Origin of the sequence: Flavobacterium sp. H122 (assembly GCF_004959765.1) — a bacterium.
In the GTDB taxonomy this organism is placed as follows: Bacteria; Bacteroidota; Bacteroidia; order Flavobacteriales; family Flavobacteriaceae; genus Flavobacterium.
Genome location: NZ_SJZD01000001.1, coordinates 569,634 through 589,532, shown reverse-complemented (window position 1 = coordinate 589,532; position 19,899 = coordinate 569,634). Strand labels below are relative to the sequence as shown.

Here is a 19,899-nt window from a genome sequence, read left to right as displayed (position 1 = left end):
ATATAATATTGAAAATGCAATCCAGCAATGTTTATTTAGATTAATTAAAAATAAAAAAAATAAATATCTGATTTTTAGATTTTTATAAAAACAAAAAGAGCCTGGAATTTTCCAGGCTCACTGTAATAATTGGGTAAATACAGTTATTTTTTCTTTGACATAGGGAAAGTTTCTGATTTTTCTATGCCTTTTTCTTTACCGTGAATAGATGCTGAAATGCTATCTGAAGTAATTAAATTGTAAACTATTTTTGTTGGGAAATCATGTTTTGGGTTTTCAAAAACCAATTGCTTTGCTGACGATTGGGTTAAATAAAATGAAGTACTTTCCTCTTCTTTTTTATCTTTATCTTTTACTATGACATTATAAAATAAAGAATCATTACGTTGTTCCAATAAAACATTTTCCTGAAAAACAGTGTCTTTTCCTTTTATAATGTGACATTCTCCTGTGATGGTCGAGTCTGTTAACTTTTCCCATTTTTCTGTAAGATCACCATATTCAGATATATTATGCCATTCCCCTAAAAACCAATTCGCCTTAGCAATTAAAGGATATTCTTTTTTTTCTTGTTTGTGCATACAGGCATAAACTATTGATAATGAAAGAAGCGTAATTAGTTTTTTCATATAATGAATTTAGCGTATCATAAAAATACAATTATTTTTTAAAAAACGTAAATAGTAAACTAAACTCTTTTTTTACTAATTTTGCACTCCAAAATAGAAGAAGAACAAAATGTTAGACAGACTTCAATATGTAAAACAGCGTTTTGACGAGGTATCAGATTTAATTATCCAACCGGATGTTATTGCTGATCAAAAACGTTATGTACAATTAAATAAAGAATACAAAGATTTAAAAGCATTAGTTGAAAAACGTGATGAATATATAAATCTTGTTGGGAATATAGAGGAAGCGAAAGAAATAATCGCTGATGGTTCTGATGCAGAAATGGTTGAAATGGCTAAAATGCAATTGAATGAAGCTCAGGATCGATTGCCTCAATTAGAAGAAGAAATCAAATTCATGTTGATCCCTAAAGACCCTGAAGATGCTAAGAACGTTATGGTGGAAATCCGTGCTGGTACTGGTGGTGATGAAGCTTCAATTTTTGCAGGGGATTTATACAGAATGTACACTAAATATTGCGAGATAAAAGGCTGGAGAACATCTGTTGTAGATTTGAATGAAGGAACTTCTGGAGGATTCAAGGAAATTATTTTTGAAGTAACAGGTGAAGATGTTTACGGTACGCTGAAATTTGAAGCAGGAGTACACCGTGTACAACGTGTACCTCAAACCGAGACACAAGGACGTGTGCATACATCTGCAGCTACAGTTATGGTATTGCCTGAAGCTGAGGAGTTTGATGTTCAAATTGATATGAATGATGTGCGTATAGACTTTTTCTGTTCGTCTGGTCCTGGTGGGCAGTCAGTAAATACGACAAAATCAGCAGTACGTATGACACACATTCCAACAGGATTGGTAGCACAGTGTCAGGATGAAAAGTCACAGCATAAAAATAAAGACAAAGCTTTAACCGTTCTTCGTTCGCGTTTATACGAAATGGAATTGGCTAAAAAGCAGGAAGAAGATGCTAAAAAGCGTAATTCTCAGGTGAGCAGTGGTGACCGTTCTGCAAAAATTAGAACCTATAATTACCCGCAGGGCCGTATAACCGACCACCGTATAGGAATGGATATTTTTGATATGGACGGGGTTATGAGTGGTAAAATTCAAAAATTTATTGACGAACTCCAATTGGTAGCAAACACAGAAAAACTTAAAGAATCTGAAGTTTATTAATACTGAAGCCCCTGTTTAGGGGCTTTTTTTTATACTTTTTTTAACAATCCTGCGTTGTAAGATAAATCAAATTAAAATTTCAATATGAAAAAAGCAATCTTTCTAACTAGTCTATTGATTCTTTCATTAGTATCTCAGGCGCAGTCTTATATTGGATACTATCACGATAACTATGCAGGTGTTCAAAGTGTTTTGTTCAATCCTGCTTCAATAGTGGATTCTCGATTTAAAGCAGATATTAATTTGTTTTCCGTAAGTGTTACAGGAACAAATGATTATTATGGTATTAATGCAACCGATTTGCTAAAAGGAAGTTATAATATTGAAACTGATGCTGAAACATTTCCTTCAGATTCAAATAGTTTTATTGTAAATGCCGATGTTATGGGGCCATCATTTATGATAAACATTAAACCTAAACATTCAATTGCATTGTTTACCAGAGCGAGAATGACAGGTAATATTCATAATATTAATGGTGATGCTTTCAATCAATTTGCTGACAATTTTAATTCTAATCAAGATTTAGATTTTAGTACCGGTAATTTTACCATAAACTCAAATTCATGGGCTGAATTAGGGTTGTCTTATGCAACTGTTTTAGTTGATAAAGGTTCTCATTTTCTAAAAGGAGGTTTGACTTTAAAGTATCTACAAGGAATTTCAAATACTTATACTCAAGGTAGTAATATAAATGTGATTTATAATTACAACGGAGTAAATCCTGCATTGAATCCTATTACGACCTCAGGTTCGCTAACTTATGGTGGCGATCAGGATTTTATTGAGAATTTTAATGATATTAAATTTGATAGTGACAAAGCTGGAATAGGTGGAGATCTTGGGTTTACTTACGAATATAGACCTAATTTCAATAATGCCACTCAAAATAAATATTTATTGAGAGTGGGATTATCAATTACAGATATTGGATCAATAAATTACAAAAATACCGATCAGAAAGTATATAATTTGAATGGTATAGTTTCTGAAGCTGATTATGAAAATGCCGGATCAATAGGTGAATTTCTTGATAATAATTATGCTGTGACAGAGACAAAAGCCAATGTTAAAGCAGTTTTGCCTACTGCAGTTCATTTAAATTTAGACTGGAATTTTTATAAAAAATTCTATTTGAATGCAAATGGTGATTTGAATGTAAATGATAAAACATCATTAAACAAATCAGCTATTGCAAATACAGTTACTTTAACTCCTAGATATGAAAGTAAGTGGTTTGGTGCGTATTTGCCATTAAATTATATGGATTACAGAGGTTTTCAGGCTGGTGCTGGATTTCGTTTAGGCCCATTATTTGTGGGTTCAGGTTCAGTGATAACCAATTTGATTTCTGATGAATCAAAAGGATTTGATATACATGCTGGTTTGAGAATTCCATTATACAAAGGAGATGGGAAAGAGAAGGCAAAACCGGAGCCGCTTCCTATAAAACCTGTTGATAAAGATACTGACGGGGATGGTATTCTTGATAAAAATGATCAATGTCCGGACGTAAAAGGTCCAAAAGACAATAACGGTTGCCCATACAGAGACAGTGATGATGATGGTATTTTAGACAAAGACGATAAATGCCCAACAGTTAGAGGTCCCAAAGAAAATGAGGGTTGCCCTTGGCCGGATTCTGATGGAGACAGTGTTTTGGATAAAGATGACAAATGTCCTGATGTAAAAGGAACTGTAAAAAATAATGGTTGCCCAGAAATTTCTGAAGCAGTTATGAAGAAATTGAATGATTACGCTAAAACCATCTTATTTGATACCAGCAGGTCAAGTTTCCAAAAACAAACATATCCTGTTCTTGAAGCTATGGTAGCAATATTAAAAGAATATCCAAATTCTAAATTTTCTATTGAAGGACATACTGATAGTGACGGAGCTGCCGCTGCTAATCAAAAATTATCAGAGGAAAGAGCTAATGCTGTAATGCTTTATTTAGTAGAGCATGGAATTGAAACTTCCAGACTGAAGTCTGTCGGTTATGGTGAAACGAAACCAATTGCTTCAAATAAAACAAAAGCTGGTAAAGCTTTGAACAGAAGGGTAGAAGTTAAATTGGAAAAATAACAATGATTAGTATAATTCAAAAGCTGCCTGTTTGGGCAGCTTTTGTTTTTTTAGGAAAATTTATTGAGAAAGAATTCAGATGCTTTGTGTATTGTTTTTTGCAAGGCTGAATTCTGTGTTTTTTGGGTCAGTTTTTTGGAAATAAATCCTATGGCAAGTGTTAATGCTGTCTTTTTTAAGATTCTTTTAAAATCTGTGTTTTGAACAGATAAAAAGTTGTTTGATAATAATCCAATTAAATTAGAAGGCTCATAATTTTGTTTTATTTGCAAAAACTCTTCTTTCAACTCACTGAGCGCATTTTTTTGTTGCAATTCAGCAGTTGCAATGGCTTGATTTAATTTTAAAGAAAGCGCTGATTTCATAAGTTGATTTTTAATTTGAATAGTTATCTAAATCAATAGATTTGGTCAATTTCCTAATAATCATGTCCGAAATGGGAAATTTTAAAAATCTGTGTCTAAAACAATACATGAATATTGAAACAATCAGATAGAAACTGGAAATAATTATAAAACCTAATGATAGATTATTTAAATATTGACCTATCCATATGGCAAATCCAATATTCATAAAAAAAAGAAACATCGAAACAATTAGCACAATGACAATTTTGGTAGCTAGGGTAGCAATTAAATCAGAGGATTTATCAATTAGTTGAAGTTTAAATAAATCCATACTCGTTTTCACATAATTTTCTGCTTTGTCAAAAAGAGTTTCTTCATTATGTAAGTTTCGATGTTCCATTTTTAAAAAAATTACATTATAGATTTGTTAATGCTTTTGAGATTTTGCAAATCCTGACTAAGTTCTTCTTTGGCATTTTCTGTTAGGTTTGAAAAATCTTCTTTCGCGGTATTTATCAAAGAATCAACAGTACTTTTTAATGACTTTTTTAAATCATTTCCTTTATCTGCAATTTTTTTTCTGGTTTCACTTCCTTTTTCAGGGGCAAATAAAACGCCTAATGCATAACCGGCTGCTGCCGCTCCTACAAGTCCTAAAATTAATTTGTCTGTTCTCATCGTTACTATTGTTTAATGTTATTAAATACTTTTTCCTTTTATTACCCGTAGCAAAATTGCTACTACTGCTATTACAAGTAAAACATGTATTAAATTACTTGTACTGTATATGAAAAACCCTAAAGCCCAAAGTATAACACATACTATTGCGACTGTATAAAGTAAATTTTGCATAATTTTTTAATTAAAATTTGAATGCGATATAGAGGTTAGCATTACTGTTTTTAGCATCTAATGCGTTGTATGTAGCACCGCCTATTTGTTGGTCTTTACCTACGGTTTTTAAACCGTAATTGTATCTAAGACCAATACCCACAGTGTCAAAATCAAATCCAACTCCGCCAGATAAACCTGCGTCAAAGCGGTTAAAATCATCTTCGTCTAAATCATCAATGGTGTAAGAACCGTCTGATGATACATTTTTTATTTTCGAATCAATTAAAAAAGCCAAATAAGGACCAAATTGTAAATTGAAATTTTTAGTTAGGTTAGCTTTTAGTAATAAAGGTACTTCCAGATAACTTAATCTGAATTTACGGGTACCACTATCAAGAATGTTGTCGTAAGTAACCTCAGATCCTTTAGTGGTGAAGTTTAATTCTGGTTGGAAAGCTAAACTATTGCCTAATGGGAAGTTTCCGTATAATCCAATATTTAAACCTAATAATACATTGCTGTCATCAACGTCGTCAACATACATATTAGAAAAGTTAAGACCACCTTTTAAACCTCCACTTGTTTCGCCGGTATTTGTTTGAGCAAAACCAGTTGTTGATGAGATAAGTGATACAAAAAGCCCTGTGATTACTAATTTGATTGTTTTCATAGTGTTAAATTTTGTTTGAATGAAATTTTATTGTTTTATCCTTTAACAAGAACTAAGCCATAACGATATAAAGATTGTCAAAATTGTGTTATGGCTCTTTGTGCCCCGAAGTTCTCGCTTTGAATTAAATCATATGATTTAGTTTTCTTTACTCGATTTCACTCAATTACTTTTGTTCTTTTTACTTGTTTTTAATAGTTATTTTTAGTACTTATTTTATATTTCAAAATTCTTAATAAATAAGATTTCTTATGTTATATGATTTTTTCAAATGCTTATAAAATTTTAATGTTTTGCTTTGCTGTAAGAAGTTCTTGCTTCCTTAGCCAAGTAATTAAAATAATATACAACCAATATAGCTCCTATGACAGGCATTATGATATTGTTAATGTCTAATAAAGAATCATGATGAATGGTTTTTAAAATAAATCGGCCAATGTATCCACCTATCACACCACCCACAATTCCTATTGCTACTGTTGAGGTTAAACCATAATTTTTGTTTTTTAAATCAGTTAATTTTGAAATTAAACTATAGATTATTCCTAATGTAATCCAAATGAAAATAGCATACATAACGAATGATTTTTAAATGGCCATTTGAGTGTAATCAAATCAAATAGTATATGACCATTATATTACTATGTGATAAAGTTCTTTAGTAAGTAACTAAAAAGTGTTACAATAATTTTTAGGATAGTTATAGAATTACCATAAAAAAATCCTGATTAAGAGAAATCAGGATTTTTACATAAGTATTGAATATTATTTTACTCAGGAAGATAAATAGTGAAAGTAGTTCCTTTGCCTTTTTCGCTTTTTGCAAAGATGAAGCCTTTGTGGTTTTCAACAATTTTTTTACAGATTGCCAATCCAATTCCTGTACCCGAATAGTCATCTTTACTATGTAACCTGCTGAATAATTCAAATATTTTTTGAGCATATTCCTGGTCAAAGCCAATTCCGTTATCAGTAAAGGTTATTTTACAGAATTTTTGTTTGGCGATATCTTGTAAAAAAGGTTCTTTATCTGAAGAAACTTTAGAAACAGAAATTACGATTTCAGGGTTTACATTAGCTTTAGCATACTTAATGGAATTATTAATGAGATTTGTAAAAAGTTGTTGAATTTGAAAAGGAATAACTTTTAGACTAGGAAATTTATCATTTGTTATTACTGCATTTTTGTCTTCTATTAATTGCGCCAGTTCAAGCTTTGAATTTTCCAGTAAATCATTCAAGTCTGTTTTTTCAAAAACCTTTTCCGCTCTTGTAGTTCTTGAAAATTGCAATAAATCGTCAATAAGAATCCGCATTCTTTTTGAGGCAGATTGTATTCTGCTTAAATATTGCTTTCCTGAATCTGATAAATTATCTAATTCATTGTCTTCAAGTCTTGAAATAAAAGTTTGAATTTTTCTTAATGGCTCTTGCAAGTCGTGACTGGCCACATAATTGAAGGCCTGAAGCTCCTTGTTATTTGCTTCTAAAATTCGGTTTTGTTCTTCAATTTCCAGTGTGCGGTTAAAATCATCTGTAATGTCAACAGTTACACCAGCCACCAATTTTTCATCTGTTGTATTTGTAATAGGCCGTCCAACTGATTTTACATTGATGATATTGCCTGAATTTGCCTGAATAATCCTGTAGGTCATGGAATGAAGAATTTGATTGTACTTCATTTCCTCAAAATTATGCTTCACAAAATATAAATCTTCCGGGTGAACATATTTGTAGAAATTCTCTAATGTGGGCAAGAATGAATCTGTAGGTTCTCCTAAAATGTGGAATAAATTTTTAGAAAAATACCAACTATCATTTTGTGTATTCCAGTGCCAGTTTCCATATTTACCGATTATTTCACCAAGAGCGATAGATTCATTAACAATTATTAGTTCGTTATTTTTTGTTTCTAATTCTTCATTTTGCTTTTCCTGTTTTTGAATCATTTTTACTTCATCAGTAATATCAATGATGGTTCCAATAATGGTAGTATTACCATCTTTATCATGAATTGATTTTCCTTGTGCTTTAACATTAAGATTCTCTCCTTGACTATTTATTAACCTGTATCTTATTGTTGGAAGTATACCCGTTTCAGTCATTGATGTAGTATTTTGCTTCACGCGATCTAAGTCATCAGGGTGGACAAACGAATAAAAATTATCTAATGAGGGTTCTATGCTAAGTGGATTAACGCCTAACAATCTGTAGAGATTATTTGAAAAATAGAGTTTGTTGTTTTGAGATGTCCATTGCCAGTTTCCAAAACGTCCCACTTCTTCACCAAAAGAATTAATCTCATTACTTATTTTGAGTTTTTCATAGGTTTCTGTTAGTTCAGTAAATGAAATAGACATACGATAATATGCAAAAGACAATAAACCCAAAGTCAAAAGAAGTGTGAGGTAAATAATAAAGGGTGAATTGCTGTTTATGTTTTTATATTGAATTTGTCTGAAATGTAAATTTTGTTCTTCACTAGAAACAATCGAATCGATTTTTGTTCGAATTGAATCCATAGTTTCTTTGCCTACATCAAGATCAATATTTTTCTCGCCTGTACTGGCTAAATATATGTTGTATTCCAGTCGGTTTAGTCTTCTGTAAATTAAACCATGTAACGATTGAATTTTTTTAAGTTTTATTGTGTCGTTTTTTAATTGGGTTTTTAAATTCAAATACGCATTGTTTAGCCTTTCTCTTGATCCTAAATAGGGTTCTAAAAACTTTTCATCGTGGGTTATGATAAAACCTCTTTGGCCAACTTCTGCATCTTTAAGTATCGATAAAAGCTTTTGCACTTCTAAGCTGATTTTATATGTTTTTTCTACTAATTGAGCATTTTTGTTTAATAAGTCGAGATGTTTGTAAGTAATAGCACCAATAAAAAATAAGACCGCTATAGCGAGTATGAATATTATTTTAAGCAGTAATGGAGAAGTGTTTGATTTCATTTTTACATGCGTAATAAAAAGTTGTCTTTGTTTAATCCGGAAGTGTGATATTGCCAGTTAATCGTTACCACGTCTGATAAAACTTTTTTTAGTGTATTAAAATCAGAAGGTTTTTTAATGTAAATATTGGCTCCGTTAACAAATGTTTCTTCTATATGTTCTTCAGATGATGAGGTAGAATAAATAGCTATGGCAATGTCCTTAAATTTTTCGTTCGCTTTTATTTCATGTAAACATTCAATACCATTTTTTTTAGGCATATTCAAATCAAGGAATAAAACCTGTGGCAAAATGGCTTCGTCCCCGTTTAGATAATCCATTAACTCAACCCCATCATTAAATGTCTGCACTTTGGTTTGCATTTTCAATTCGTTAAATGCATCGGTAAAAAACAATCTGTCATCTTCATCATCATCAGCAAGAATGATGTGGATATATTCTTTTTGCATGTTGGATTGGTTTAAGGGTTGGTTTTTAAGTGTTTTTGATGGAAATTTCTCTTCTTTTTGCAATTATTCGTTGAAAAGCCGAAGGTGTGATTCCGGTAGTGTTTTTAAATTGGGCACTTAAATGTGCCACACTCGAATAATTTAATCGGAAAGCAATTTCGGTCAGACTTAATTTATCGTTTACAATCAGTTGTTTAGCCAATTCGATTTTTTGCATGATGATAAAATTTTCAATGGAAGTATAGGTTACGTCGCTAAACAAATTGGATAAATAACCATAACTATGATTTAGTTTTTCGGACAGATAAACAGATGCTTTTACACTAGGGGCTTCGTCACTAAAAATCATTTCATGAATTGCATCCTTAATTTTTTGTACAAGAACACTTTTTTGGTTTTCAATTACTTCAATTCCATATGAATTTAAAGATTGAGTAATTTCATTGAGTTTATCTTCCGGTATTGGATCTAAAAATTCAATTTCACCAAAGCTTAGTATTTTGTATTTATAACCAAAATCAGAGAGCTTTTCTTCTAAAAAGCTGTTTGCCAGTTTTGTAAAGTCAAATTTCAAGTAAGCTTTCATGGTTCTTAAGTTGTGTGTATAACAAATTTAACTAAATCTGATTATTATTTGTAATTTAATTCCTTTGTGGGTTTTCTTTCAAATTTATTTTAATTCGGATGAAACATGTTATATAATTTTCATTTCAATTTATATAGTTCAAACAATAACAAATCCCGATTTACGTCGGGATTTGTGGCGTAACAAACTATGAAAAGATTTATTCCCCTAAGGGCAAATTATAGCTCACACCTAAACCTATACTGCTCACGTTGTATTTTTGTGAGCCTATAGTACCTTTATCACCTGTAAAAACTTTGTTGTATTGTAATTCAATATTCCAATGCCTGTTGTGCCAGCCTATTTCGGGTTTTAAGTACAAACCTCCGTCAGGCCTTTCTACTGTAGAATTGGATGCTGCATTTTTATTTCCTGTTATAAAACCATAACCTATATCAGTTCCTATATAAAAACCTTTTTCCTGAGGATAAATTCTAAGCAATGCCGCAACAGGCACTACACCAAAATCATTATTTTCCAATCCGTCGTTTTCTTTACCAAAAAAATGATTGTATCCAGTCGCGACACCTAGTCCAAATCCTGGAACAACTAAATGTTGATAGGCTAAATCGAATCCTAAATTCGCCGAAGCATTTGATGAAGGAACTGCAACTCCTGCGTTACCTCCAAATTTCAGCATATTCTTCATGTCAGCATCTTGCGCATTTGCAAACGTTGTGGTTAATAAACCCAATGTTAAAGCTACATTTCTTAAAATCGTTTTCATAATCTTTAATTTTAAATGTTAGTAATTCTTTAAATTGATTATGATGCAAAGTTGAGACAGGATTTTAAGACTTGTCTTACAGGATTTTTTTAGATGTTTATACAATTACTATTTTTCATTTACAAATTGTAACTTTGCCACACAATCTAAAACAATGACAACACAACAACTTATTGAACAAATTCAAATCAAAAAATCTTTTTTATGCGTTGGCTTAGACGTAGATTTGAATAAAATTCCACAACATTTACTAACTGCCGAAGACCCAATTTTTGAATTCAACAAAGCCATTATAGATGCTACGCATGATTTATGTGTGGCTTATAAACCTAATATTGCTTTTTTTGAAGCTTACGGAATAAAAGGCTGGCAGTCACTTAAAAAAACGATTGACTACATCAATCAAAATTATCCTGAACTATTTACTATTGCTGATGCAAAACGTGGTGATATAGGAAATACATCCGCTATGTATGCTAAAGCATTTTTTGAAGATTTAGCGTTTGATTCGGTTACTGTTGCTCCGTACATGGGTAAAGATTCTGTCGAACCTTTTTTAGCATTTGAAGGGAAACATACCATTATGCTGGCTTTGACTTCTAATGAAGGTGCTTTTGATTTTCAGACATTAAACGTTAACGGAAAAGAATTGTACAAACAAGTAATTGAAACATCAAAGACTTGGGAGAACTCTGAAAATCTAATGTATGTTGTAGGCGCTACAAAAGCAGAATACTTTACAGAAATTAGAAAGATTATACCAGACAGCTTTTTATTGGTTCCAGGTGTAGGAGCGCAAGGAGGAAGTTTACAGGAAGTTTGTAAATACGGAATGAGTGCAACTGTTGGATTGCTTATTAATTCATCCCGAGGAATTATTTATGCTTCCAATGAACAGGATTTTGCTCAAAAGGCAAGAGAGGAGGCTTTGAAATTGCAACAAGAAATGAAAACTATTTTAGTTTCCGGTTTGATTTAATTCTTTTAATAAAATAGTTTTGCAACTGTATACTTTCAAAAAATATACAAATTCTTTTCATGAAAAAAATCATTTTATCAGTTCTATTTTTAATTAATTCATTCTTAATTTTTTCTCAAGAAGACATAAAAGCAAAAATTGTCATTGATGAAGATTCAAACTTACAAGTAAACCAGTTTTTTGGAAGAAAAACAAAGGGCGTTTATTTGTTCTCAAAAGACATATTGTTAAACCCAAAAGAAGTCATTTCTTTAAAAGAAAATGAAAAACTTAAAGAATGTGAACTTCAAAATGTGGATAATATTAATTTTAATGTTGTTACAGATAAAAAAACTATAAATGATGATTTTTTTATAACAACATCTAAGTATGTGGGATTTGAAAAAGAATCTTACCTAAAATTGAAAAACTACAATCTTGACATATCATCAAGTAAGTATAAAATAATATTTCCAACAGCAGATGACTTAAAATATAAATATACACTATCACCAAAAATCGTGGCTGGTGATTTCAATTTTTTTGAAGCAAATGGTTTTCAGGTTTATTACTTAGAAAAGGAAACTCAATATTTAGATGAAATGAAAAGAGCTAATATTGGCATGGAAAAATCTTTTCAGTTTTATTCTAAGTATTTTGGAGAAAAAAAGAAGCCAAAGATAGTTTTCGCACCTGTTAATGCGTCAAGTGAAACGAATGAAAATTTGATTGTATATGATTCAGATGTTATAAAGGGAAAAAATCGATCCAATAGTATTTCTCATGAGATTGCTCATATTTGGTTTGGTCAAGACGGGTTAATATTTAAGGAGAGACCTTTGACGGAAGGAATTGCAGAATTTCTTTCAATGCATTATATACTTTCACAATATGGTGGAAGTAGACTTAATCGTTCAATTAATGACAGATTGTTTTTTTTGGAGGGACAAAATTCTTTAAAAATTCTTCAAAAAAATAACTTAGATGATAAGTCAAAACATTTCTTGTCATATTCATTAATTCCTATGTATTTATATATAAGACAACTTAATGATTCTAATTTTATATATGATTTAGCGAATCTTTATAAACATAAAATAGATAAAAGAAAAACAAGCCTTGATGAGATTAATGATTTTTTTCTAACAAAAGGAATTAAAATAATTGATACTGGTGAAATATTCCCTGATCTCTTTATATCTGAATGGAACAACGATGAAGTTTGTATTGTGTCAAATTCGGATAGAAATTTAGAGGTCGAAATAGGAATTCTTAATGCTGGAATTCAAACATCAAAAAAAACTTTATCATTTTCAAAAAATCAAAATAAACAAACAATTAAAACTGAAAATATAGATAAAATTATTATCGATCCGGAATATAAAATTTTGCAAGTTTCCAGATTAAATGATGTGTGGAATAAAAATGATGCTAATATTTTTAATAAAAATAGATACTTTAAAATTGATCTTGATACAGAAATAGAAAGTTTTTCAAATGAGATTGCTAATTATTTAAGTGGTAAAGCTGAAGCTTTTTTAAGTAATATAAAAATCAATGATCAACTGCTAAATGAACTTAAAGAAATTAAAAAGGATTATGCTAATACTACGGTAACAGGAGGTTCTGCTTCCTTTTCAAAGAAGAATAATTTGCTGTATCTTAACATTGTCTTTTTTGATGAGGCCAAAAAAGAAACAAAAATAGCAAAGATTGATTTTCAATTTGTTGCAGATAAATCTTCGGTGATATCACTTTCAACTTCTAGATTAAAAAATTCAAAAATAAATCTTAATGATAATGATTGACCAACTAGGAACCCAACACACTTTTGAGACTTCTCCTAAAAGAATAGTTTCATTAGTACCCTCACAAACCGAATTGTTATACGATTTAGGTTTGGAAGAACGTATTGTAGGGATAACCAAATTTTGTGTACATCCGTTTCATTTTAAATCGACCAAGACAATTGTTGGAGGTACCAAACAAGTTAAAGTTGATAAAATAAAAGCACTTCAACCTGATATCATTATTTGTAATAAAGAGGAAAATACGCTTGAGATTGTTGAAGAACTGAGCCAAATATGCCCGGTTTGGGTTACTGATATTTATACAATTGAGGATAATAATAAAATGATTGAAGATTTTGGTAAATTGTTCAATGTGCGTACCGAATCTCAAAAATGGATAGACAAAATTAATTTTGCAAAACAAGATTTTCAAAATTTCATAAAAGAGTATGAAAGCCAGAGCGTTGCTTATTTTATTTGGGCAAAACCTTACATGGTTGCAGGAAATAATACTTTTATAAATCATTTATTAGAGTTGAATAAATTAGAAAATATTTATGCTAATAATGAAAAATATCCTGACCGTTACCCGGAAGTGATTGTCCAAAAAATGAAAATTCAAGGAGATCCTGATTTGATTTTTCTTTCCTCAGAGCCTTATCCTTTCAAGGATGAACACGCTTTTGAGTTAGGTAGGTATTCTCATCATGCTAAAACCGTTTTTGTAGATGGTGAAATGTTTTCATGGTATGGTTCCAGATTGGTAAAAGCATTCGATTATTTTAAAAAGCTTCGTGTCAGAATAGGAGAGTTGCACTTACAGCACTCACACGATCATTAATCAGTTATTTTAGCCCCAAGAAGTGATAAACTATACAATTTATACTAACGAATCTAGCGATCAATGGGTGACTTTCGTGCATGGTGCGGGAGGTAGTTCTTCTATTTGGTTTAAGCAAATCAGAGAGTTTCAAAAATACTTTAATGTATTGCTTTTGGATTTGAGAGGACATGGCGATTCAAAAAAAACTTCTTTTACTAAAAAATACACTTTCAAATCGATAGCACACGATGTTCTTGAAGTTATTGACTATCTTAAAATTCAATCGTCACATTTTGTAGGTATTTCTTTAGGAACAATTGTAATCCGTCAATTGGCTGAAATGCATCCGGAAAGAGTAAAAAGCATGATTATGGGTGGCGCAATTTTAAAGATGAATTTCCGTTCCCAAATTTTAATGCGGGCAGGTAATTTGTTTAAATATATTTTACCTTATTTAATTTTGTACCGTTTGTTTGCTTTTATTATTATGCCAAAAGCAAATCATAAACATTCCCGTTTGTTATTCATCAATGAGGCAAAAAAACTTTATCAGAAGGAATTTATTAAGTGGTTTAAATTAACTGCCGAGATTAACCCAGTGTTAAGATGGTTCCGTCAGGTAGAACTAAATATTCCCACACTTTATATTATGGGCGAAGAAGATTATATGTTTTTGCCTTCTGTAGAAAAGGTAGTGGAAGCTCATTATGCCACAGCAAAACTTTTCGTAATTGAAAAATGCGGACACGTGGTAAATATTGAAAATTCTAACGTTTTCAATGCTCAGGCACTGGAGTTCTTAAGCCGGTTGAAATAAAAAAGCCGGTACTCACGCACCAGCTTTTTTGTAAACTAACCAAACCAAACAAAATTCTATGAATTCTTAAGACAAAGGTCAGTATTTTTTTTGAATTCTATTGTTAAGATATTGTTATTATCTTATTGATTATGAAAATTTTAACTATTTCTTGTCTTGTAATGAGAACACTCTTTTTAACAAATCAGAAGTTCTTGAAGCTAAGTTAGTTCTAATGTTTTTTTCTTCTACAGCAATCATTTTAAATACACCTTCCATTGCTTTGTTAGTAGTGTAATCTGTTAAATCCGGGTTAACTTTTTTAACTAATGGAATTGAGTTATATTTAGTAATAATGTTTGTCCATACTTTGTCAGCTCCAACTTTCGAAAACGAATTTTTAATAACCGGATTGAATTTTCCGTACAAAGCAGTTGAAGTCGAATTTTGTAAATAAGTGGTTGCTGAACGTTCGTCACCTAATAGGATATTTTTAGCATCGGTAAACGACATTCCTTTAATAGCATCCACAAATATAGGTGTTGATTCTTTTACAGCATCTTCAGCAGCTCTGTTTATAACTTTTAATCCTTCATCGGCTAATTTTCCCATGCCTATATCGCGCAATGTTTTGTCAACTTTTTTAAGTTCATCAGGCAAAAGAATTTTTACCATTTCATTTTTATAGAAACCATCAAGGGCAGTTAATTTAACCACTTGTTTGTCTATACCATTGTTTAAAGCTTCTTTAAGCCCAGAAGCAATTTCAAATTGTGAAATACCTTGTTGTGTTGGCAACTGATTTACTACTTGCTGCAGCTCAGCACAACCGACTAACGATAAAGCAAAAACGGAAAGGATTATTTTCTTCATAAAATCTTTTTTTTCAAAGTTAAGCAAATATGATACCAATTTTAAACGATAGTATTCCGTTATTATTTTATAAGAAGAATCAATTTTCTTTATGGTTTAGTAACGCTTTATTGTTTTAATTTTAGTTAAATTTAATACTGAAAATCAATTTGTTATGAAAATTGGCTTTTGGGACTCGTAAAATAAAATAAATCAATAAACTAAATTACTATGGAAAACAGTTCAAGTTCAAATGGGAAATGTCCTTTTTCTGGTGCTTCTCACGGACAAAAAACGGTAAACGGAACCAGAAATACTGATTGGTGGCCTAACCGTCTTAATTTAAACATACTTCGTCAAAATGCTGCTTTGTCTAATCCGATGGATTCTGATTTTGATTATGCCAAAGAATTTAAAAGCCTCGACTTACAGGCGGTAAAAAAAGACTTGAATGATTTGATGACAGATTCTCAAGACTGGTGGCCTGCTGATTTTGGACATTATGGGCCGTTTTTTATCCGAATGGCCTGGCATAGCGCAGGAACGTATCGTACAGGAGATGGCCGTGGAGGAGCAGGAGCAGGACAGTTGCGTTTTGCCCCTTTGAATAGCTGGCCTGACAATGCTAATCTTGATAAGGCACGAAGATTACTTTGGCCGATAAAACAAAAATACGGACGTAAAATTTCCTGGGCTGATTTAATGATATTAACCGGTAACGTGGCTTTGGAATCCATGGGATTTAAAACATTTGGTTTTGCCGGAGGGCGTGAGGATGTTTGGGAACCTGAAGAAGATGTGTATTGGGGAGCTGAGGAAAAATGGTTGGATGATAAAAGATATTCAGGAGACAGGGATTTAGAAAATCCTTTGGCAGCAGTGCAAATGGGATTGATTTATGTAAATCCTGAAGGACCAAACGGTAATCCTGATCCCATTGCTGCAGCTAGGGATATCCGTGAGACTTTCAAACGTATGGCAATGGATGACGAGGAAACGGTGGCATTGATTGCCGGCGGACATACCTTTGGTAAAGCCCACGGGGCGGGTGATACTGCTTTGGTAGGAAAAGAACCGGAAGCTGCTGAAATAGAATTACAAGGTTTGGGCTGGTTAAGTAAACATGGTTCCGGAAAAGGAGCCGATGCTATTACTGGAGGTCCAGAGGTGATTTGGACACAAAAACCAACACAATGGACCAACTTGTTTTTTGAAAATTTATTTGGATTTGAGTGGGAATTAACAAAAAGTCCTGCAGGTGCGCAGCAATGGAAGGCAAAAAACGGAGCAGGTGAAGGAACTTTTCCTGATGCTCACGACCCTTCAAAAAAACATGCGCCTACAATGCTGACTACCGACTTGTCTTTGCGTTATGATCCAGCATATGAGAAAATTTCAAGACGATTTTTTGAAAACCCTGAACAATTTGCTGATGCTTTTGCAAGAGCATGGTTTAAGCTTACCCACCGTGATATGGGACCTCTTTCGCGTTATTTAGGACCGGAAGTACCACAGGAAATCCTTATCTGGCAGGATCCAATTCCTAAAGTGAATCATGAATTAATAAACGCAGAGGATATCACAGCTTTGAAATCAAAAATTCTAAATTCGGGTTTGTCCGTATCAGAATTGGTGTCTACCGCTTGGGCATCTGCCTCAACTTTCAGAGGTTCTGATAAAAGAGGTGGTGCAAATGGCGGGCGTGTTCGTTTGGCGCCTCAAAAATATTGGGAAGTCAATAACCCGGTTCAATTGTCTAAAGTTCTGGATGTTCTTGAAAAAATCCAAAATGAATTTAATGCTTCGGGTAAAAAAGTTTCGTTGGCCGATTTGATTGTTTTAGCGGGAAGTGCAGCTGTAGAAAAAGCGGCAGGTGACGCTGGTTATCATGTCTTGGTTCCGTTTGTACCGGGTCGTATGGATGCTTCTCAGGAACAGACAGATGTGGAATCGTTTGCGGTATTAGAGCCTTTTGCAGATGGTTTTAGAAATTACCTGAAATCGAAAGCAGTTGTTCCTACAGAAGAATTATTGGTAGATAAAGCACAGCTTTTAACTCTTACCCCCCCTGAAATGACCGTTCTTGTAGGCGGATTGAGAGCATTAAATGCAAATTATAACGGTTCCAATCATGGAATATTGACGAAAAACCCGGAAAAACTGACAAACGATTTCTTTCTAAATCTTTTAGATATGAATACGGTATGGCAGTCTGTTGATGAGCATAAAGAGATCTTTGAAGGGAAAGACAGAAGTACAAACCAATTGAAATGGACGGCTACCCGTGCCGATCTGATTTTTGGATCAAACTCTGAATTGAGAGCGCTAGCTGAAGTTTATGCCAGTGCAGATGCTAAAGAAAAATTTGTAAAAGATTTTGTGAGAGCATGGGTTAAGGTGATGAATCTGGACAGATTCGATTTGGTTAATTAATCTCTTTTTTATTTTTAAGCAAATAGTTGTAAAAGCCCTCAAAAAGAGGGCTTTTTTTATTCAAAGAATTAGGGATTTTTAAAATTATAATCCTAATATTCCTTTTTTGTATTCCAATTGCTTTTGAGTAGGGTTTTCAATCGCAGAAATATATACTTCTTCCAGATAACCGTCAAGTTGTAATCCCATTTCAAATAAATATTCGGTAACAGGGATTCTTTTCATACCGGTTACATAATCATCGAAGAACCATTGCATATTTTTTCCCGATACTTTATCAGCAACGGCAATGATATCTTTCAATTCATACGGAATGTTGGTTTTTCCGAATTGTGCATACATTTCTGCCATGAAATCATCAAGCCCTTTTTGGTTATTGGTTGCCTTCCTGATTTCAATGTCTAATCCTAAACCAATCAACGCTCCGCCTCCGTAAACTAAATAACGGTTTTGGTTTTTGTTGGTTCCGGATTCTTTGATGCTGGTTTTGTTTTGTTGTAAATCTCTGATGATGTTGTATTTCGTAATTACATTTTCAAAGCGTTTGTAAAAAGTTGGTTCATCAATGATTTTGCTTCTTGTCAGAAGAATATTGGTTAGATAATCGGTAAAGCCTTCTTTGAACCATTCGTCCTGATTTTTTGGGATCAGCGTATGGCCATTCCATAAATGAATCGTTTCATGTGCCATAATGTGTCCCCAGTTTGTACGGCTGTTTTTGTTGATTGCCCCTTTTATGATTTGGCTGAAACTGTTTCTGAACGCACTTCCATCAGTAATGACACTGCTTTCATTAACAACAATCAAATATTTTTTCTTTGGTGAACCTTTAAAAAATGTTGTTGTGGATTCAATAATAGGTTGCATTAACCCAATAAAATCATTTTCATAGGTTTTTATTGGATTTCCAAGCGCAAACAAAAGCTCAAAATCACCTATTTTAATTTCTTTTTCATAATGATTCCCAACAAAAATGCAATTGTTTAAAAGAAAGCGTAAATCGTCATTCACGATAAAGTCGTTTGATTTTGAAGTTTTGATCCAAGGTGTTGAGGCTTTCCAGTTTTTAGGCAGGGTAAAGTGAACTGAAACATTTTTAATATCACCCAATGAAGGAATGTCCGGAGCCATAAAAAGAGAATATCCAGTAAAAAATAATCCATCCGGAGTTTTATATGCAACTTCATCGTAACCGCCGCAATGATCCCAGTTTTCACTATCATGTTCGGTTATAATGTCGTATTCAATAGTATAATTGCCAATTGTAGCCGATTGGATTTCCCATGTTCCGTCACCAATATATTTAGCAGTCTGATTTTGTTTTTTATCGTTCTTGACAGTTAAGTTTTTGACAAACTTGATTTCTCCTTCTGGGTTTTTTTCCGAAGGATGGTAAAACATGAAAAAGCGGTTTTTAGCTTCCGTTAAGTCCAAGTTTGTTTTTATGTGAACTATATTCTGGTCTTTTCGGGTGAAATCCAAATCATAATTGATGGATTTGTTTTGTGCGAAGGAATTTAAAGTGAATAGGATTCCTGCAAGAAGGGAAAATTGATTTTTCATAAATGATTTATTTTGATTTGATGATGATCTCTTTTTGTGAAAATGCAAAAGAGATATTCACTCAGACGACAAAATTTGAGATAGGTTACAAATTACCAGTTTTTTGTTTTGAATATTCTAAAAATTGAGCTTTTAATTTTTGAGAAATACGTAAATTGCACGCACAAATTTTTCAAGA

20 protein-coding genes are annotated in these 19,899 nt (G+C 32.3%); 7 read left to right on the top strand and 13 right to left on the bottom strand.

Annotation, left to right across the window (positions count from 1 at the left end):
- Positions 1-143 precede the first annotated feature (143 nt).
- Positions 144-629: a DUF6265 family protein gene (locus EZM65_RS02875; protein WP_136667012.1), complete on the bottom strand. Its 486-nt coding sequence runs from the start codon at positions 627-629 to the stop codon at positions 144-146.
- A gap of 109 nt (positions 630-738) precedes the next feature.
- Here EZM65_RS02875 and prfA point away from each other — a divergent pair, with 109 nt between their 5' ends.
- Positions 739-1,812, top strand: coding sequence for a peptide chain release factor 1 (gene prfA, locus EZM65_RS02870; RefSeq protein ID WP_136667011.1), 1,074 nt, complete (start codon positions 739-741; stop codon positions 1,810-1,812).
- 84 nt (positions 1,813-1,896) lie between these two features.
- Positions 1,897-3,897, top strand: a complete 2,001-nt coding sequence (locus tag EZM65_RS02865; RefSeq protein ID WP_136667010.1) for a DUF5723 family protein — start codon at positions 1,897-1,899, stop codon at positions 3,895-3,897.
- 50 nt (positions 3,898-3,947) lie between these two features.
- On the opposite strand, the gene EZM65_RS02860 is transcribed toward EZM65_RS02865, so the two are convergent.
- The 10 genes from EZM65_RS02860 to EZM65_RS02815 form a co-directional block, all read right to left on the bottom strand.
- Positions 3,948-4,262, bottom strand: coding sequence for a hypothetical protein (locus tag EZM65_RS02860; RefSeq protein WP_136667009.1), 315 nt, complete (start codon positions 4,260-4,262; stop codon positions 3,948-3,950).
- A 10-nt stretch (positions 4,263-4,272) separates the two neighbouring features.
- The gene (locus tag EZM65_RS02855; RefSeq protein ID WP_136667008.1) at positions 4,273-4,644 is read right to left on the bottom strand and encodes a hypothetical protein; all 372 of its coding nucleotides are present in this window, start codon (positions 4,642-4,644) and stop codon (positions 4,273-4,275) included.
- An 11-nt stretch (positions 4,645-4,655) separates the two neighbouring features.
- The gene (locus tag EZM65_RS02850; RefSeq protein WP_136667007.1) at positions 4,656-4,922 is read right to left on the bottom strand and encodes a YtxH domain-containing protein; all 267 of its coding nucleotides are present in this window, start codon (positions 4,920-4,922) and stop codon (positions 4,656-4,658) included.
- A gap of 21 nt (positions 4,923-4,943) precedes the next feature.
- Complete coding sequence (locus tag EZM65_RS02845; protein ID WP_136667006.1) at positions 4,944-5,096, bottom strand: lmo0937 family membrane protein; 153 nt, start codon at positions 5,094-5,096, stop codon at positions 4,944-4,946.
- A gap of 10 nt (positions 5,097-5,106) precedes the next feature.
- The gene (locus EZM65_RS02840) at positions 5,107-5,748 is read right to left on the bottom strand and encodes a porin family protein (RefSeq protein ID WP_136667005.1); all 642 of its coding nucleotides are present in this window, start codon (positions 5,746-5,748) and stop codon (positions 5,107-5,109) included.
- A 285-nt stretch (positions 5,749-6,033) separates the two neighbouring features.
- On the bottom strand, positions 6,034-6,324 hold the full coding sequence (locus EZM65_RS02835) for a hypothetical protein (RefSeq protein WP_136667004.1): 291 nt from the start codon (positions 6,322-6,324) through the stop codon (positions 6,034-6,036).
- A 194-nt stretch (positions 6,325-6,518) separates the two neighbouring features.
- The gene (locus EZM65_RS02830; protein ID WP_136667003.1) at positions 6,519-8,705 is read right to left on the bottom strand and encodes a PAS domain-containing protein; all 2,187 of its coding nucleotides are present in this window, start codon (positions 8,703-8,705) and stop codon (positions 6,519-6,521) included.
- Positions 8,706-8,707: 2 nt separating this feature from the next.
- Positions 8,708-9,154, bottom strand: coding sequence for a response regulator (locus EZM65_RS02825; protein WP_136667002.1), 447 nt, complete (start codon positions 9,152-9,154; stop codon positions 8,708-8,710).
- Positions 9,155-9,179: 25 nt separating this feature from the next.
- Positions 9,180-9,740, bottom strand: a complete 561-nt coding sequence (locus EZM65_RS02820) for an AraC family transcriptional regulator (protein WP_136667001.1) — start codon at positions 9,738-9,740, stop codon at positions 9,180-9,182.
- A 199-nt stretch (positions 9,741-9,939) separates the two neighbouring features.
- Positions 9,940-10,506: a hypothetical protein gene (locus EZM65_RS02815; RefSeq protein ID WP_136667000.1), complete on the bottom strand. Its 567-nt coding sequence runs from the start codon at positions 10,504-10,506 to the stop codon at positions 9,940-9,942.
- A 154-nt stretch (positions 10,507-10,660) separates the two neighbouring features.
- Here EZM65_RS02815 and pyrF point away from each other — a divergent pair, with 154 nt between their 5' ends.
- The 4 genes from pyrF to EZM65_RS02795 are packed head-to-tail and all read left to right on the top strand — an operon-like array spanning position 10,661 to position 14,894.
- Complete coding sequence (pyrF, locus tag EZM65_RS02810; protein WP_136666999.1) at positions 10,661-11,485, top strand: orotidine-5'-phosphate decarboxylase; 825 nt, start codon at positions 10,661-10,663, stop codon at positions 11,483-11,485.
- Positions 11,486-11,544: 59 nt separating this feature from the next.
- Positions 11,545-13,272 (top strand): hypothetical protein, encoded by a 1,728-nt coding sequence (locus tag EZM65_RS02805; RefSeq protein ID WP_136666998.1) that lies wholly within the window; start codon positions 11,545-11,547, stop codon positions 13,270-13,272.
- Positions 13,259-14,095: an ABC transporter substrate-binding protein gene (locus EZM65_RS02800; RefSeq protein WP_136666997.1), complete on the top strand. Its 837-nt coding sequence runs from the start codon at positions 13,259-13,261 to the stop codon at positions 14,093-14,095. Before EZM65_RS02805 ends, EZM65_RS02800 begins: the two co-directional genes overlap by 14 nt.
- A 22-nt stretch (positions 14,096-14,117) precedes the next feature.
- Positions 14,118-14,894: an alpha/beta fold hydrolase gene (locus EZM65_RS02795; RefSeq protein ID WP_136666996.1), complete on the top strand. Its 777-nt coding sequence runs from the start codon at positions 14,118-14,120 to the stop codon at positions 14,892-14,894.
- A gap of 144 nt (positions 14,895-15,038) precedes the next feature.
- Here the strand turns inward: EZM65_RS02795 and EZM65_RS02790 are convergent, their stop codons facing one another.
- The gene (locus EZM65_RS02790) at positions 15,039-15,746 is read right to left on the bottom strand and encodes a DUF4197 domain-containing protein (protein WP_136666995.1); all 708 of its coding nucleotides are present in this window, start codon (positions 15,744-15,746) and stop codon (positions 15,039-15,041) included.
- Between the two features lie 210 nt (positions 15,747-15,956).
- Between EZM65_RS02790 and katG the strand changes: the two genes are divergently transcribed.
- Positions 15,957-18,158: a catalase/peroxidase HPI gene (gene katG, locus EZM65_RS02785; RefSeq protein WP_136666994.1), complete on the top strand. Its 2,202-nt coding sequence runs from the start codon at positions 15,957-15,959 to the stop codon at positions 18,156-18,158.
- An 84-nt stretch (positions 18,159-18,242) separates the two neighbouring features.
- On the opposite strand, the gene EZM65_RS02780 is transcribed toward katG, so the two are convergent.
- On the bottom strand, positions 18,243-19,721 hold the full coding sequence (locus EZM65_RS02780; RefSeq protein ID WP_136666993.1) for a hypothetical protein: 1,479 nt from the start codon (positions 19,719-19,721) through the stop codon (positions 18,243-18,245).
- Positions 19,722-19,899: the final 178 nt, after the last annotated feature.

Excerpts from the sequence above, each read along its gene's own strand:
- EZM65_RS02840 (WP_136667005.1), bottom strand. The coding sequence starts at position 5,748 with ATGAAAACAATCAAATTAGTAATCACAGGGCTTTTTGTATCACTTATC.
- prfA (WP_136667011.1), top strand. The coding sequence starts at position 739 with ATGTTAGACAGACTTCAATATGTAAAACAGCGTTTTGACGAGGTATCA.
- EZM65_RS02835 (WP_136667004.1), bottom strand. The coding sequence starts at position 6,324 with ATGTATGCTATTTTCATTTGGATTACATTAGGAATAATCTATAGTTTA.
- EZM65_RS02820 (WP_136667001.1), bottom strand. The coding sequence starts at position 9,740 with ATGAAAGCTTACTTGAAATTTGACTTTACAAAACTGGCAAACAGCTTT.
- EZM65_RS02865 (WP_136667010.1), top strand. The coding sequence starts at position 1,897 with ATGAAAAAAGCAATCTTTCTAACTAGTCTATTGATTCTTTCATTAGTA.
- pyrF (WP_136666999.1), top strand. The coding sequence starts at position 10,661 with ATGACAACACAACAACTTATTGAACAAATTCAAATCAAAAAATCTTTT.
- EZM65_RS02845 (WP_136667006.1), bottom strand. The coding sequence starts at position 5,096 with ATGCAAAATTTACTTTATACAGTCGCAATAGTATGTGTTATACTTTGG.
- EZM65_RS02825 (WP_136667002.1), bottom strand. The coding sequence starts at position 9,154 with ATGCAAAAAGAATATATCCACATCATTCTTGCTGATGATGATGAAGAT.
- EZM65_RS02850 (WP_136667007.1), bottom strand. The coding sequence starts at position 4,922 with ATGAGAACAGACAAATTAATTTTAGGACTTGTAGGAGCGGCAGCAGCC.
- EZM65_RS02805 (WP_136666998.1), top strand. The coding sequence starts at position 11,545 with ATGAAAAAAATCATTTTATCAGTTCTATTTTTAATTAATTCATTCTTA.
- katG (WP_136666994.1), top strand. The coding sequence starts at position 15,957 with ATGGAAAACAGTTCAAGTTCAAATGGGAAATGTCCTTTTTCTGGTGCT.
- EZM65_RS02830 (WP_136667003.1), bottom strand. The coding sequence starts at position 8,705 with ATGAAATCAAACACTTCTCCATTACTGCTTAAAATAATATTCATACTC.
- EZM65_RS02790 (WP_136666995.1), bottom strand. The coding sequence starts at position 15,746 with ATGAAGAAAATAATCCTTTCCGTTTTTGCTTTATCGTTAGTCGGTTGT.
- EZM65_RS02815 (WP_136667000.1), bottom strand. The coding sequence starts at position 10,506 with ATGAAAACGATTTTAAGAAATGTAGCTTTAACATTGGGTTTATTAACC.
- EZM65_RS02860 (WP_136667009.1), bottom strand. The coding sequence starts at position 4,262 with ATGAAATCAGCGCTTTCTTTAAAATTAAATCAAGCCATTGCAACTGCT.
- EZM65_RS02855 (WP_136667008.1), bottom strand. The coding sequence starts at position 4,644 with ATGGAACATCGAAACTTACATAATGAAGAAACTCTTTTTGACAAAGCA.
- EZM65_RS02875 (WP_136667012.1), bottom strand. The coding sequence starts at position 629 with ATGAAAAAACTAATTACGCTTCTTTCATTATCAATAGTTTATGCCTGT.
- EZM65_RS02800 (WP_136666997.1), top strand. The coding sequence starts at position 13,259 with ATGATAATGATTGACCAACTAGGAACCCAACACACTTTTGAGACTTCT.
- EZM65_RS02780 (WP_136666993.1), bottom strand. The coding sequence starts at position 19,721 with ATGAAAAATCAATTTTCCCTTCTTGCAGGAATCCTATTCACTTTAAAT.